12 protein-coding genes and 1 tRNA gene are annotated in these 15,253 nt (G+C 43.9%); 8 read left to right on the forward strand and 5 right to left on the reverse strand.

Annotated features, from left to right (window positions below; all coding sequences use genetic code 11):
* Nucleotides 1-87: 87 nt before the first annotated feature.
* Nucleotides 88-990, forward strand: coding sequence for an alkaline phosphatase family protein (locus HMPREF1535_RS02465; RefSeq protein ID WP_007657316.1), 903 nt, complete (start codon nucleotides 88-90; stop codon nucleotides 988-990).
* A 13-nt stretch (nucleotides 991-1,003) separates the two neighbouring features.
* Entirely contained in the window at nucleotides 1,004-1,999 is a 996-nt protein-coding gene (locus tag HMPREF1535_RS02470; RefSeq protein ID WP_046145202.1) for a metallophosphoesterase family protein, read from the forward strand.
* A gap of 614 nt (nucleotides 2,000-2,613) precedes the next feature.
* Here HMPREF1535_RS02470 and HMPREF1535_RS02480 read toward each other — a convergent pair.
* Nucleotides 2,614-5,571 (reverse strand): PEP/pyruvate-binding domain-containing protein, encoded by a 2,958-nt coding sequence (locus HMPREF1535_RS02480; protein ID WP_010802272.1) that lies wholly within the window; start codon nucleotides 5,569-5,571, stop codon nucleotides 2,614-2,616.
* Between the two features lie 260 nt (nucleotides 5,572-5,831).
* On the opposite strand from HMPREF1535_RS02480, the gene gdhA reads away from it, so the two are divergent.
* Both gdhA and HMPREF1535_RS02490 read left to right on the forward strand, forming a co-directional pair.
* Complete coding sequence (gdhA, locus tag HMPREF1535_RS02485) at nucleotides 5,832-7,166, forward strand: NADP-specific glutamate dehydrogenase (protein WP_007657303.1); 1,335 nt, start codon at nucleotides 5,832-5,834, stop codon at nucleotides 7,164-7,166.
* Nucleotides 7,167-7,230: 64 nt separating this feature from the next.
* Entirely contained in the window at nucleotides 7,231-7,713 is a 483-nt protein-coding gene (locus HMPREF1535_RS02490) for a ferritin (RefSeq protein ID WP_007657301.1), read from the forward strand.
* Nucleotides 7,714-7,786: 73 nt separating this feature from the next.
* Here HMPREF1535_RS02490 and ruvC read toward each other — a convergent pair whose 3' ends face one another.
* Nucleotides 7,787-8,347, reverse strand: a complete 561-nt coding sequence (ruvC, locus tag HMPREF1535_RS02495) for a crossover junction endodeoxyribonuclease RuvC (protein WP_046145203.1) — start codon at nucleotides 8,345-8,347, stop codon at nucleotides 7,787-7,789.
* Entirely contained in the window at nucleotides 8,344-8,658 is a 315-nt protein-coding gene (locus HMPREF1535_RS02500; protein ID WP_046145204.1) for a DUF4286 family protein, read from the reverse strand. The genes ruvC and HMPREF1535_RS02500 overlap by 4 nt, the downstream gene beginning before the upstream one ends.
* A gap of 82 nt (nucleotides 8,659-8,740) precedes the next feature.
* On the opposite strand from HMPREF1535_RS02500, the gene HMPREF1535_RS02505 reads away from it, so the two are divergent.
* The 4 genes from HMPREF1535_RS02505 (at nucleotide 8,741) to HMPREF1535_RS02520 (ending at nucleotide 11,075) form a co-directional block, all read left to right on the forward strand.
* Nucleotides 8,741-8,814, forward strand: a tRNA-Ala gene (locus HMPREF1535_RS02505).
* A 105-nt stretch (nucleotides 8,815-8,919) separates the two neighbouring features.
* A complete protein-coding gene (locus HMPREF1535_RS02510; protein WP_007654431.1) occupies nucleotides 8,920-9,486 on the forward strand; it encodes an RNA polymerase sigma factor in 567 nt (188 codons plus the stop codon).
* On the forward strand, nucleotides 9,483-9,953 hold the full coding sequence (locus HMPREF1535_RS02515; protein WP_046145205.1) for a hypothetical protein: 471 nt from the start codon (nucleotides 9,483-9,485) through the stop codon (nucleotides 9,951-9,953). Before HMPREF1535_RS02510 ends, HMPREF1535_RS02515 begins: the two co-directional genes overlap by 4 nt.
* A gap of 12 nt (nucleotides 9,954-9,965) precedes the next feature.
* Nucleotides 9,966-11,075 carry a hypothetical protein gene (locus tag HMPREF1535_RS02520; RefSeq protein WP_046145206.1) on the forward strand — a complete coding sequence of 370 codons (1,110 nt, stop codon included), beginning with the start codon at nucleotides 9,966-9,968 and terminating at the stop codon, nucleotides 11,073-11,075.
* A 695-nt stretch (nucleotides 11,076-11,770) separates the two neighbouring features.
* Here the strand turns inward: HMPREF1535_RS02520 and HMPREF1535_RS02525 are convergent.
* Both HMPREF1535_RS02525 and HMPREF1535_RS02530 read right to left on the reverse strand, forming a co-directional pair.
* On the reverse strand, nucleotides 11,771-13,357 hold the full coding sequence (locus HMPREF1535_RS02525) for a sulfatase family protein (RefSeq protein WP_046145207.1): 1,587 nt from the start codon (nucleotides 13,355-13,357) through the stop codon (nucleotides 11,771-11,773).
* Between the two features lie 25 nt (nucleotides 13,358-13,382).
* Nucleotides 13,383-15,248, reverse strand: coding sequence for a RagB/SusD family nutrient uptake outer membrane protein (locus tag HMPREF1535_RS02530; RefSeq protein ID WP_046145208.1), 1,866 nt, complete (start codon nucleotides 15,246-15,248; stop codon nucleotides 13,383-13,385).
* Nucleotides 15,249-15,253 lie beyond the last annotated feature (5 nt).

Below are 15,253 nucleotides of genomic sequence, written 5' to 3' on the forward strand. Positions count from 1 at the left end.
TCTTTTGTTTTGTCTGAACTCTAAAAAAATCAATTTATTAATGGTTTAAACGGCTCTCTTGAGATAGGGAGCGCAATTTATTTACATATGAAACAAAGAAATTTATTACTTATTCTGGTTTTAGCCATCGTTACAATCAGTTCGGCTTTTGCTGCCAAACCAAAAGCCAAACACGTAATCTGGATCGGCCTGGACGGCTGGGGTGCTTATAGTGTGGAAAAAGCAGAGATGCCCGTCACCAAGCAGTTTATGAAAGACGGTTCTTATACCTTGAAAAAACGTTCCGTTTTACCTTCATCCAGTGCAGTGAACTGGGCTTCCATGTTTATGGGAGCAGGTCCGGAGATTCACGGATATACCGAATGGGGCTCTAAAACACCTGAACTTCCTTCACGCGAACTGAATCAGCACGGCATCTTCCCGACAGTATTCCAGCTATACCGCGACGCCGCCCCGAAAGCAGAGATCGGTTGTATCTATGACTGGGACGGCATCAAATATCTGGTAGACACACTGGCACTCAGTTATCATGCCCAGGGACCGGATTACAATAAAAATCCAACGGCTCTGACTGAAATGGCTGTTAAATATATTACTGAAAAAAAGCCCAATTTGTTTGCCGTAATTTTTGATAATCCGGATCATGTAGGTCATGCAGACGGACATGACACCCCTTCTTACTACAAAACGCTGAAAGAACTGGACGGCTATATCGGACAGATCGTTGAAGCAGTAAAAAAAGCCGGCATGATGGATGAAACTATTTTCGTTATCACAGCCGACCACGGCGGTATCAACAAAGGACACGGAGGCAAGACTATGCAGGAGATGGAAACTCCGTTCATCATTGCAGGAAAGAACGTAAAGAAAGGCTATTGCTTTGACGACATCAGCATGATGCAATTCGACTGTGCCTCCACACTGGCTAAATTATTAGGTCTGACTCAGCCTCAGGTATGGATCGGACGTCCGATGCCGGTATTCAAATAAATAAGAGAAAACAATGAAACAGTTATTTATAAGTGCATTATTCCTGTTGGGTGGCCTGTTGAACGGTAATGCCCAACAGCCGTCACTGAAGTTCAATAAAGACGGAAAGTTCAAGATCGTCCAGTTTACTGACGTACATTATATATATGAGAATCCTAAATCGGCCATTTCGATTGAAAGGATCAATGAAGTGCTGGATGCTGAAAAACCGGACCTGGTTCTTTTCACCGGCGATGTGATCTACGGAAAACCAGCCGAAGAAGGCATGCGGAAAGTCTTAAAACTGGCCTCCGACCGTAAGATTCCTTTTGGAATCACATTCGGTAATCACGACAACGAGCAGGGTCTGACACGCACCGAGCTATTCGACATCATTAAAACGATCCCTTACAACCTGACAGATTCTGTAAAAGGTGTATCGGGAGCAAGCAATTATATCCTACCGATCAAATCATCGGATGGAAGTAAGGATGCTACCATCCTCTATTGCATGGATTCACATTCATACTCCCAGATCAACGGCATCGGCGGATACGATTATATCAAATTCGACCAGATCCAATGGTATCGTGAGAACAGTGCCAAATACACCAAACAGAACGGAGGTACCCCGATTCCTTCACTGGCATTCTTCCATATCGCTCTGCCGGAATACAACCAGGCGGCTTCCGACGAAACAGCCATTCTGGTAGGAACACGTAAGGAAAAGGCTTGCGCCCCGCAACTCAACTCCGGACTGTTCGCTTCCATGAAAGAAATGGGCGACATACAAGGTGTATTCGTTGGTCACGACCACGACGACGATTATGCCGTTTACTGGAAAGGCATCCTGCTGGCTTACGGTCGTTATACCGGTGGCAACACTGTTTACAACAACCTGACAAACGGTGCCCGCGTGATCGAAATGACAGAAGGTGAAAATGGTTTCAAAACCTGGATACACCTGAAAGGCAATGAAATCATCAACAAGGTGAATTATCCATCAGACTTTATTAAAAAGAAAGACTAACCGATCTACATTATATTCAACGAAGGAATTGTGTCAAAAATGCACTAAACATGCACACAGATGACACACTTTCTTCGTTACAAAAACAAAGGAGTAATTGAAAAGAGTCTCACAAGTCTCATCAGTCTCACCCCCCCTTTTTCTTTTTACGCATTCTTGTCCGCACAAACACAAATTTACTTATGCTCCTAAAACACAATATATTACATTCACTTTTTTCTTTCTTTACCTCTTCAATTTGTTCCTTTTTTTATTAAAGTCCTGGACAAATTTCTTTTATTGGAATATGGTTATTACAGTCATATTGAGTAAGCATAGTATGAAGAACGAATAAGCACCGGAAACAAAACGGGTAGGCATCGGTGAAAGAACGGGTAACTACTCATTGAAAATGTCCGGAGCAAACAGTAAAAAAAGATTTCCATGCTTGATTTTCATCCTCAAAATAGACCTTATATTATTATATATGAATAAATTACGCATCATTTCGAAAAAAGACGCATTTTCAAAAATGGGGGTGAGACTCTTGAGACTTGTGAGACTCCTATTCTTCACGAAGTAGTCAAAATACGATAAAAAACGGAGCCTTATAGCAAAGCTCCGTCTTCCTTTTATCATTCCGGCTTAAGTACCACACCCAAACTCTTCTTTCCGTCCATCTTAATGACGATCGGCTTGTCGAAATGGATATGCCGCAGATATTCGGTATCCTCGACAGCCGGCAAGGCATTCAGATACTCCTCGTCAAACCAGCCGTCTCCTTTGAACGGGTTGATGGTGAAATATCCGACACCAAAGGATGTCAGGTTCTGGAAGAAATGCGTTCCCTGGCTTGGGTCAACACGATAATTTTCCAAACCGCACTCCACGATTACACGGGCATTGCTAATATGCGGCCACTTCACCGGAATCCCCAGCCAATGGTCACTGCTTCCCCAACGTCCAGGACCGACCAGCACGTAATTCTTCTCTTCTTCCGTAAAACGACGGTTCAGTTTTTCTATTTCATAGGCAATCAACTGGTTGTTCGACGAGTTGAAAGCACCGCTCTTTACATAGATAATATCCTGCACATCCGTCACGATGCCATGACCGAGCACACTGGTGGACGAAAGGATCGTTTCCTCATTACCGACTTGCGTCAGGTCTTCATCCATGATTTCCTTATTATCGACGATCGGACGAATTTGAAGGAGATAGAAGGTTGCCTTGTCGTGGTTGTTCGGATCGACATTTACGGCAAACTCGATCTCGACAGGACGTCCCATCTCGGCCTGCCCGATGCGAAGTAACTCATCCAACGTCTTCGCCAGAGGGAAAACGTCGTGTTGGAGAATATTTACGAACGACAGGATCTTACGACCACCGGGATAATAACCGTCACGGATAATCTGGTCATACGGATCATAAGTGGAAACAATATATTTCAGGGAACCGTCCGCATCGGCTTCCTTCAGTCCCAATCGTTGCAAGTTAAACGAATCATCGATAGAGAACTGTTCTGCCAGGTTCTTCAGGTCGAGTGCATAGAAACGGGTTTGCGTCTCACGGAGAGCAAAATCCATCGTACTCATCTGCAAGATATTGTGCGGATGACGGGGAGAGAAACGCAACGTCTGTCCGCCATCTACGATATATTTACCCAGACCGAGGGCAATATTGGCAATTCCGTCTTCCGCCTTTTCATTACCGATCGGGTAGAAATTCAGCGAACGGGCCACGCCGGAGATAGTCGGATAGAAATGATCGTTGTAACGGTTTCCCACCACTTCCTGCAAAACAATTGCCATCTTTTCCTGATCAATCAGGTTGGACGTAGCAGTCATATATCCCTTACTGTCACGGTAAAAGACGGAAGCATAAACCGCCTTGATCGCATCGCTCAGCAGGCGGAGCATTTCATATTTATCTTCCAACCGGGGAATCATATAGGTAGAATAAATCCCGGCGAAAGGTTGATAATGCGAATCTTCCAGCAAACTGGATGAACGGACGGCTATCGGGCTTTTCACCACATCGAAGAATGCCATCAGATCATCGATCAAACTGGCCGGCAGACTGGCACGAAGGAAGTATTTCAGTATCGTTTCGTCATCCGCATCACTCAGGGCGACGGGCAGAAGTTCGTTTGTCTCCATGAACTCATCGAAAATATCCGTACAGATCACAACGGTCTTCGGGATATTCGTGTTAAAGTTCTCCGTCTCCAGTTTGGGATAACGCTTAACCATAGCGCCCATAAAGGCCAGTCCTCTACCCTTTCCTCCCAACGAACCGTCACCGATACGGGCAAAGTTACTGTATTCGTCGAAACGGTCTTTCTGATAAATAGCCACGACACCGGAGTTCTTCATGCGACGGTACTGTACGATCAGGTCGAATATCAGCTTGCGTGCTTCATCCATATCCTTATAATCGCTAACATCGACCCGCTTCAACACTTCTGCCGGCGGAAACATGGCACGCGAATAAAAGAAACGGGAGAAATGGTTGCGCGAAAGGTGATAGACCAGCGAATCGTCGGGAATCTGATACACTTTCTTTTGCAAGTCCTTCAAATCTTTGATACGCATAATCTCTTCCTTCGTCTGCGGATTCAGGATCACAAAGTCACCGAACCCGAAACGCTGCATGATCTTCTTACGCAAATCCTGCGGGTAGCTTTTCGAATTCTTATCGATAAACGAGGCTCCCAACTCTTTGGCATATACTTTATTACTCGACTCGGACGATTCCAGCACAAAAGGAATGATCAATCCGGTCTTGCGGACATACTGTCCGAACTTGTACCCGGCATAGGGATCTTTCACCCCGTCGTGCATAAAGCTCATATCCGAAACGATACCGAGCATATTATCCCGGTATTGATTGAAAATACGGACAGCCTCTTCATAAGTACGGGCCAGCTTAATCTTCGGACGACCGCGCATTCGAAGCGTCTGCTGGTGACCGTTCAATGCCTCCTTCGCAAACATCTGGCTCTGTTCCAAGACGAATTTATACAGATGGGGCAAAGCGGACGAATAGAAACGGATGGAGTCTTCCACCAGCAAGATGATCTGTACCCCGACACTAGCCGTATCGTCGGGCGCATTCATCTTATCCTCGATCAGTTTGATGATAGCCAACAGCAGCTCGGCATTGCCCAGCCAACTGAATACGTAATCTATCGCACTCAGGTCTTCATTGGCAATACGTTTGGAGACCTCTTTCGAGAAAGGCGTGAGCACCACGATCGGGATATTCGGATAATGTATCTTTATCTCCTTTGCCGCCGCAAAAATATCGCGGTTATCCATATTCGGCATACAGATGATTAATTCGAAATTACGATCTTTTAGTTCGGCAAGCGCCTCTTCTTCCGTCGTCACCTGGGTAAAACGGGGAGGATAACGCAGGCTGAGTGAGGTATATTCATTGAATATCTGTTCATCTACCCGTCCGTCGTCTTCCAGCATAAAGGCGTCGTATTTTGTAGCGATAAGCAGTACATTATATATACGCTTATTCATTAGATTGGCGAATGATGTGTCTTTAAACACAAGGTTCTGAAAGTCCGGTATTCCGCTCATAATGATTTCATAGAATTATATGCGCCCAAAAATAAGGAAAAATATGCTAGGTAGGTTACATAATCATATCCCAATCACCACAAATAACCGAAAAACTTCAAACGAACAACCTCTTTCAGAAGCTCTACCTCCCCTCTCTATTCCAAAATATGCATCAAAAACATAATTTTCACTATCAAAAAGTAAGCAAAACACTTGGTCATTCCATAGGATTCGCTACATTTGCCTACACATTGTTATTCCTAAAAGCAAAAAACGCTATGAAGACAGAAGTTATTTTATCTGCACTGGAAGCAAAGCACCCGGGTGAAAAAGAGTACTTGCAGGCCGTGAAAGAAGTTCTTTTATCAATAGAAGAGGTTTATAACCAGCATCCAGAGTTCGAAAAAGCCAAAATCATCGAACGGTTGGTTGAACCCGAACGCATTTTTACTTTCCGTGTACCTTGGGTAGACGATAAAGGTGAAGTGCAAGTTAATTTAGGATATCGCGTACAATTTAATAATGCGATTGGCCCGTATAAGGGAGGAATCCGTTTCCACCCGTCGGTAAACTTATCTATCCTGAAGTTCCTGGGCTTCGAGCAAACATTCAAAAATGCCCTGACAACCCTGCCGATGGGCGGTGGTAAAGGTGGTTCCGATTTTGCTCCCCGTGGCAAAAGCGACGCAGAGATCATGCGTTTCTGCCAGGCTTTCATCATGGAACTATGGCGTAACCTGGGACCGGACCGCGATGTTCCGGCAGGCGACATTGGCGTTGGCGGACGTGAAGTCGGTTATATGTATGGCATGTACAAGAAACTGGCCCGCGAAAACACTGGTACTTTCACAGGTAAAGGCATGGAGTTCGGAGGTTCGATCCTTCGTCCGGAAGCAACCGGATACGGTGCTTTATATTTCGTACATCAAATGCTTGAAACTCACGGCATAGATATAAAAGGTAAGACAGTTGCCGTTTCCGGTTTCGGAAATGTGGCCTGGGGAGCAACAAAGAAAGCGACCGAATTGGGAGCCAAAGTCGTAACCATCTCCGGTCCGGACGGATATGTTTATGATCCGGACGGTATTTCGGGTGATAAAATCGAATACATGCTGGAACTGCGTAACAGTGGCAACGATATCGTAGCTCCTTATGCCGACGAATATCCCAACGCTACTTTCTATCCCGGTAAGAAGCCCTGGGAACAGAAAGTGGATATCGCCCTACCCTGCGCCACACAGAACGAACTGGATGCCGACGATGCACGTAAGCTGATCGAGAACAAAACATTATGCGTTGCCGAAGTTTCCAACATGGGATGTACAGCCGAAGCAGTCGACCTGTTTATCGAACACAAACAACTATTTGCCCCGGGCAAAGCGGTTAATGCCGGCGGCGTAGCTACTTCTGGACTGGAAATGACACAGAATGCCATGCATATCTCCTGGACTGCCGATGAAGTGGATGCCAGATTGCATCAGATCATGGGCGCCATCCACGAACAATGTGTCGCCCACGGTAAAGACGGTAATTATGTGAACTATGTGAAAGGTGCCAACATTGCCGGCTTCATGAAAGTTGCCAAGGCCATGATGGCACAAGGTATTGTATAAAATAGTCTGGCACACTTTTTGTGACCAATTTTATACAAATACAACTCAATAAAAGTAAAATATTATGATCTTAAGTAAGAACTTATCAAAGGCTTTCAATGAACAGGTAGAAGCTGAAATGTGGTCTTCAAACCTGTACCTGTCGATGTCAATCTATTTCCAGAAAGCAGGACTGAACGGTTGTGCACACTGGATGCGGAAACAGGCTGAAGAAGAGATGGAACATGCCCACAAAATGATCGATTTCGCTATCGACCGCGGAGGCGACATCGTCATCAACCAGATCAATGTCGTTCCGACTGCATGGGGTACTCCACTGGAAGTATTCGAACATGTCTACAAACACGAAGTACATGTATCAGAACTGATTGACAAGATGGTCGATATTGCTGAAGCAGACAACGATCATGCAGCCAAAGACTTTTTATATGGTTTCGTTCGCGAACAGGTTGAAGAAGAATCGACAGCAAAAGCAATCGTCGACAAGTTGAAGATGTACGGCGAACATCATGCCATCCTTCTGGATCATGAACTTGGTAAAAGATAATTTCTTTCCTCAATAAAAAAACTCCGGTTCCTGTTAACCAAGGACCGGAGTTTTTTTATGCTGTAATCTCTACTTACTTCCGTACTTTACCGGGATTCTTTGCCATGAAATCTTTCCATCCGCTATACTTCTTCTCCGAAATCGGATTATTTGTCTGGAAATAATGACAAACAGCAGCTGCCAATCCGTCGGTTGCATCCAGCTGAGGCAACATCGACTCCTGAGGGATATGCAGGAAACGTTGCAACATTCCCGCCACCTGCTCTTTGGCAGCATTCCCGTTACCGGTAATAGACATCTTGATCTTCAATGGTGCATATTCAAAGATAGGAATTTCGCGTTCCAATGCAGCTGCCATAGCGACACCTTGTGCCCTTCCCAACTTCAACATACTCTGTACGTTCTTCCCGAAAAACGGTGCTTCGATTGCCAATTCGTCAGGGTGATACTGGTCGATAAGGGCCAGTACCCGTTCGAATATCTTTTTCAAACGCAAGTAATGGTCTTCGTACTTATTCAGTTGAAGAATGCCCATAGCTTCGAGCTTCGGTTTATTTCCTTCAATCTTCAGAACACCGTATCCCATCACGATTGTTCCGGGGTCGATACCCAATATGACACGGTTTTTCGTCATGACTCCAGGTCTATTTCCTCCAATAAGGTACTGAAGCCCACCAGCTTTGTTCCGAAACGGTTCACTAGCTCCTGTTGCAGGTCACGGCCTTCGGACTGCATCCAATACTCCAGCGTTTCCGGATTCTTTACATGAAACTGAACCGAATAGCTGGTTGCATCCTCCGTCTCGTCCTGTAAAATACGACGCAGATAAGGTGTCCGCAGAAACCCGCTAGCTGCCGCACGGGGTATATAACTCTTTTTCAGATATTCAAGACACTCGGCAAGGATATCATTCTCTATATTAAATGTTGTATTATAAACGATCATATTCTTTTTCTTTAAATTTCTTATACAAAGATAGTGCTAATATCAGGAAATACTCTATATTTGCACTCGAAAATAAAACAACGGGGCATTAGCTCATCTGGCTAGAGCGTTAGACTGGCAGTCTAAAGGTGATCGGTTCGAGTCCGATATGCTCCACACAAAGGCAAAGAGGTTCACTTTAGAAGTGGGTCTCTTTTTTTATTTAAAATAATTCGACCATCTCCCCTTTTTTACGTATCATATTATAAACGGACAAGAAGTATGATGAATGAAGAAGAAATACAAGTACTAATAGATAAAAGCAAAAAGCAGGACATGACCGCTTTTGCCCTATTAGTCACAGAATACCGGCAACTTGTATTCCGACTGGCATTTCGCTTACTCTGTAATGAAGAAGAGGCTAGAGACATGGTACAGGAAACATTTATAAAAGTTTGGTTGAATCTTGACAAGTATAACCGGGAATACCGTTTCTCAACCTGGCTCTATAAAATTACCGGAAACATTTGTTACGACCGCCTGCGCTTTCTGCAACATACCCCTTCGGGAAGTATGCAAGGGCCATCCGTCGACAATCTCTCCTTATCTTCTGATGAGAACATGGAACAAAGTCTTATAAACAAAGACTTAAAGAACCTGATACTTCGGTTCACTGAGGAACTCACTCCGAAACAAAAACTGGTGTTTACCCTAAGGGAAGTCGAGGGTCTTGAAGTATCCGAAGTAGAAGCTATCACCGGTATGTCTGCCGAAAAGATCAAAAGCAATCTTTACCAGGCACGCAAACAGATACGAATGAAAATAAATCAGATGGAGAACAACCTATGAAAAGAGAAGATCAAACATACGAAAAATGGCTGGACAAACTAAAAAATACCGAACCAGTCTTGAATGCTCCGGAAGAGCTGACAAATGATATTTTGAACAAAATATCATTTGTCAGCTCTTCCGGAACGTCCCTTTTGAAAGAAGCAAAAGGAAAAAGTAAAACAAACAGGATATTACTATCGGTCAGCAAAATATCCGGTATTGCAGCAGCTCTCCTGCTTTGTTTTCTGATAAGCGAAACCATTTTCTTTTCACAAGACAAACAGTATCCGGAGCAATATTATGCGAATAATGCTATCTGGCAAGGAAAAGCCTACTCCCTACCCGATAGTTGGAACCCAGAAAGTAGCTTACTCGAAAAAAGCCGCTATCTATCCGAACAATGGAAGGAATATATAGAGAAACTATCAAAAAGAAAAGCCTCCTTCCTGTCCAAGAGAATTTCTGTAGAAACCATCATTCACTAAAACGAACAAAAGATGAAAACTAAAGGATATATATCAATCATTTCAGGACTGCTTCTTATGGCCTCCTGTTCTTCCAACCACCGGATGGTGACACATATTTATCCGGATGGACAAATTGACCGTGAAGTATATGCACACGGAGATTCCGCTTTTATGGCGGGCGACGGCTCACACTCTCCTTTCCTGTTCTCCATCCAGGACTGGCAACAGATTCCTTTGAATCCCAGCATCCCTTTTGTCATCTTAGGAAAGAAAAGCGACTCATTCGGTAAAGAGGAGCAATTGAATGTAAAAGTCAAACGCACATGGAATATATGGGATACCCCTCTCCGGCTCACTCCTGAAAAGAAATGGATGGAACCGTTAGCCGTTCCGCAGGAAAAGCTGGAAAAACATTTCAGATGGTTTTATACCTATTATACATTCACCTGCAACTACCGTCAAATTGAAGAAAGAGGCCCCATCCCCCTTGAACATTACCTGAGTAAACAAGAACAAGAACTGCTCTTTCAAGGTGACCTGACTCAAGTCAGGGGAATGAACGGACTTGAGCTAAACGATAAGCTGAATGACTTGACAGATCGTTTCGTAAAATGGTATAATGAGAGTTTGTTTGAAATCCGCCTTGAAACTATTGAGGAATGGGAAGCTAAGTTCGGTAATAAAACCTTTATCTCAAAGCTGAAGGCAGACAAAGATGCCATCAAAAAATCGGCCATGAGTAAAGGAGAAGATACAGACCTTGACTCGATAGATATGTATCGGCTACTCGACACTTTCTACCAGACGGACCATTTCACCACTGCATATCAGCAGAAAGACAAAGATCAGATAAACCGGTTATTTGAAGAGAAATGCCGTCCGATAGAATTATTCAACCACCAGATAAAATACGAACTCAATATGCCAGGCCAGTTGATAACAACCAATACCACCCTACATGAAGGAGAAACTCCTTATTGGAAGATAGACGCCTACCGGCTGTTACCTGGTGATTATACTTTGGAAGCCCAATCGCGTGTACCTAATATCTGGGCATTTATTGTCACGGGACTACTTGGGATACTGCCCGTTCTTCTGCGGTCCCGTGTCAAGCACGGGGACAAGATAGCTCACTTTTGATAAGAAGTGAGTCATATCATAAATATTGACATATTCCCTCAATAAAAGTTCATCAAAATAAATCCTTCATTCCTTCATCTATATGATATCTTATTGGTTATCTTTGTGTTACAACTTATAAATAATGAACAAAATGAAGGAAACGCTTTTCAATCCCTGATTTTTAGCTAATAATTGATAGCTTCCAATACCATAAAAAGGTAAATATCTACCGAAAGATTATCTGTCAGCATATCTTATTCTAATACAGAGCCAGTGAACCCTTAGTCCTGATATGCTTTCTTCTTTCTTGTTTTTCAATTATCGGACACTTGTTTGCCATCTGTCGAACGCTTATCACACAACTATCAAACAAGCGTTCGACATATGACAAACAACAACGCATATATAACCTACAGAATAGCAATCTATTAGGATATACCTAATTATCTATTACCGGACTCCTACTTCTTTTCTACCTGTTAACAAAGCCATTTCCTTCATCTTGTTCATCATTTATTATCAGTAACATAAAGATAACCAACAAGATATCATATAGATGAAGGAATGAAGGATTTATTTTGATAAACTTTTATTGAGATGTTTAAGCGAATAAAGCATTTATACGATATATATAAAAAGAACCCCTGAAGCCTTTTTGTTCGACTCCAGGGGTTCAACTATCCACATCTCCTTTACCTATTTCACTTATTCTGTTAGCTTTTCTTTGCTAATTCCGATTCGATAGGATCGTTATATTGTTTCTGCAATTTGTGCAGTTCGTCCATCAACTGTTTGGTGATTTCTTCCGTACCGGGTTTATTATAAATGTTATTCATTTCCATCGGGTCGTTTTGCAGGTCGTAAAGTTCCCATACGTCGATGTCATTATAGAAATGCATTAATTTATAACGGTCTGTACGTACGCCATAATGACGTTTTACCATGTGTTCGGCCGGGAACTCATAATAATGGTAATACAAGGAAGTACGCCAGTCTTTCGGATGCTCGCCTTTCAGCAACGGCAGGTAAGAATCACCCTGGATATCTTCAGGAACCGGAGCGCCTGCCAGTTCGAGGAAGGTAGCGGCATGGTCGATATTCTGAACCATTTCAGGAATATCACCCTTTATGCCACCCGGATAGCGAACCAACATCGGTGTGCGGAAAGATTCTTCATACATGAAACGTTTGTCAAACCAACCGTGTTCACCCATATAGAATCCCTGATCGGATGTATAGACGATAATCGTATTATCCAACAGATCGTTCTTTTCCAGATAATCCAATACGCGGCCTACATTACGGTCTACCGAATGGATGACACGGATATAATCGTGCATATACTGCTGGTATTTCCATTCTGCCAAAGCCTTGCCGGAAAGTTTCTTTTCCTTGAACTCTTTGATGATCGGGTCGTAATGCTTGTCCCAGGCGGCTTTCTGTTCCGGAGTCATCCGGTTGTACATATTACGTCCGGCTTTTTCCAATCCCGGATTGGAGTGGATCTCGTTTTCTTTGTCAGCCAGTTTCAGGTCATACACCAGATCCATGTCTTTAATGACACTCATTTCCTGCTGCGAAGCGGCAATACGGCCTTCATACTTGTCGTAGAAAGTTTCCGGTATCGGGAAAACAACATCATTATATAAGTCCAGATCACAGGTATCCGGCATCCAGGTACGGTGAGGAGCCTTATGATGCAGGAGCAGGCAGAACGGTTTGTTCTTATCCCTTTTCTGGTCCATCCAGTCGATAGCCAGATCGGTTGTTATATTGGTGGCGTATCCTTCTATTTGTTTCTTTTCTCCGTTATCGATAAAATAAGGATTGTAATAATCGCCCTGTCCTATCAATATGTTCCAGTAATCGAATCCGGTAGGTTCGGATGTCAGGTGCCATTTACCGACAATAGCGGTCTGGTAACCGGCTTGCTTCAATAGTTTCGGGAACGTTTGTTGTCCGCCGTCGAATGTTTTCGTGTTGTCGGTAAAGCCGTTTGCATGGCTATGCTTACCGGTCAGCAGACAGGCACGGCTGGGACCACTCAACGAGTTGGCAACGAAACTGTTGGTAAAACGGACACCTTCTTTGGCGATGCGGTCAATGTTCGGAGTCTCGATGAACCGATGATCGTACGCACTGATTGTCTGAAACGAATGATCATCACACATAATGTAGAGGATATTCATCGGCTTTTTAGCCTCCTCTGCCCCTGCTTTTTTCTCTTTACAGGAAGGCAGCGATGCTAACACCGCTGCTCCCGTTAATGAGAATAATACTTTAGACCTAATGTTCTTCATATTCTATATACTTGTATAAATTAGATTACCATCCCGGGTTCTGTTCCCATTTACCTCCTGTCAAAGACAACATACGAGGTTGAATAGGCAACAAATAGTCGCGGCCTATATTAAACCGCCATCCCTGTTCATAACCTGCCGGGTTGCTGGGCACAACGTAACGAAGTGCGTCACCCGGTTTACCTGTCAGGAAGAGATTGTTTCCGGAAGCCTGGTCGTAAACCAACTTACCGCCAAATGCGGGATGGTTTTCCAGGTTACTTCCAGTAAATAAGGCACCTTTCGGCCATTTGCCAACGATCAGTTCTTCGGCAGCAGCCCAACGAAGAATATCTTCCAGACGACGGCCTTCACAGGCTTTCTCGATACGACGTTCACGACGGACAGCCTGAATATATTTATCCAGATGACGGAACGGATAATCAGCCTCCTGATTATACTCCCGATCAAAATCTACGGCAGGCATACCGACGCGGTCACGTAACGGTTGCAAAGCTACAATTATTTTCTGAGAATTGGCCGCTCCGTCCAACTCGGCCAACGCTTCGGCATAATTTAACAGGATATCGGCATAACGGAACTGGATTGCCGGGGTTGCTCCTTTAGCTTCAGCATCCAGGCTACCGGTATAATCGATCTGTACATATTTCAGTAAAGAATAACCTGTCATATTCTGATTGTAAGACGAAGTACCAATCAGTGGCGGAACGACATAGTAAGGAGGCAAATCATCCGGACGCAGTTGTTGTCCGGGTGTACAGATCGTCTGCGACAAACGCGGATCACGTACGGTAGGCAATAACTCATCACCAAACACCTTCTTTGCATTTACCAATGCTGCACCGATAAACGGTTTGCCATCTTTTGTCAGATAATCATCGATCAAAGATGCAGTAACACCGATGCTACCTCCTCCCTGGTTCAGATAACGATTTACACTGTTACCCACCTGATCGCCATCATACATTTTAAACCAAAGTACTTCGGAATTAGCCGATAAGTCGGTGGTTTGAAACATCTGGCGGTAGTCATCCAGTTCGTTACCAGTAGAATATATTTTCCATACTCCGCGATCCATTACATCTTTGGCGGCATCGGCAGCCTGTGTAAAGTACCCGCGAATCTTTTCATCCGTTACGGAAGGATCAAAAAACTTATCGCCTTTTGCCTTATGATATTTCTCCCAGGTACCCTCGAAAAGAGCCACTTCACTCTTCAATGCACGGGCAACATCCTTATGGACACGCATGGAAGCACTATTATTCTGTATACCCAAATAAGAAATAGCCTTGTCCAGGTCGGCCAAAATGCTATCCGCCACTACGGTCCGGCTATCCCGAGGTAACTGCATCTCTTCTTCATTAGGGTCAAGCGGAGTACTTACCCATGTCAATGGCCCATAATCCACAAACATCCTGTAATAGTACCAGGCCCGGAAGTAATAGGCTTCGCCGACATACTGATCATAATCGGGACTTCCCTGTTCCACACAGTTATCTAAATTGGCTAATAAAAAGTTCAAATTACGGATAGCCGTATAATTGGTCAGTTTGGCTGCACCGCTCAAAGTAGTCTCCCCCACCAGACGCGAGCTAACAGAACTGGATGACATATTATCACTATTTATATCAGAACCGGCAATACCGTCACCACTACCACCGGCACCGAAGTCTTGTCCCCGCAAGCCGTTACCAAAATTTACTTTTATTTTATCATCTTCATATTTCGGATTGCCTATCTGATAAAACATGTCCAGATAATTTCTCATTTCACCTGTACTGCTGAAAGGCTGCGCAGTCGAAAGTACGCCTTCCGGCATTTTATCCATATCGAAGCAGGATGTTAGGCTGAAAGCCAGAATCACGCCTAAAAATATATTTCTTTTTTTCATATGAT

Origin of the sequence: Parabacteroides goldsteinii DSM 19448 = WAL 12034 (assembly GCF_000969835.1) — a bacterium.
Lineage (GTDB): Bacteria > Bacteroidota > Bacteroidia > Bacteroidales > Tannerellaceae > Parabacteroides > Parabacteroides goldsteinii.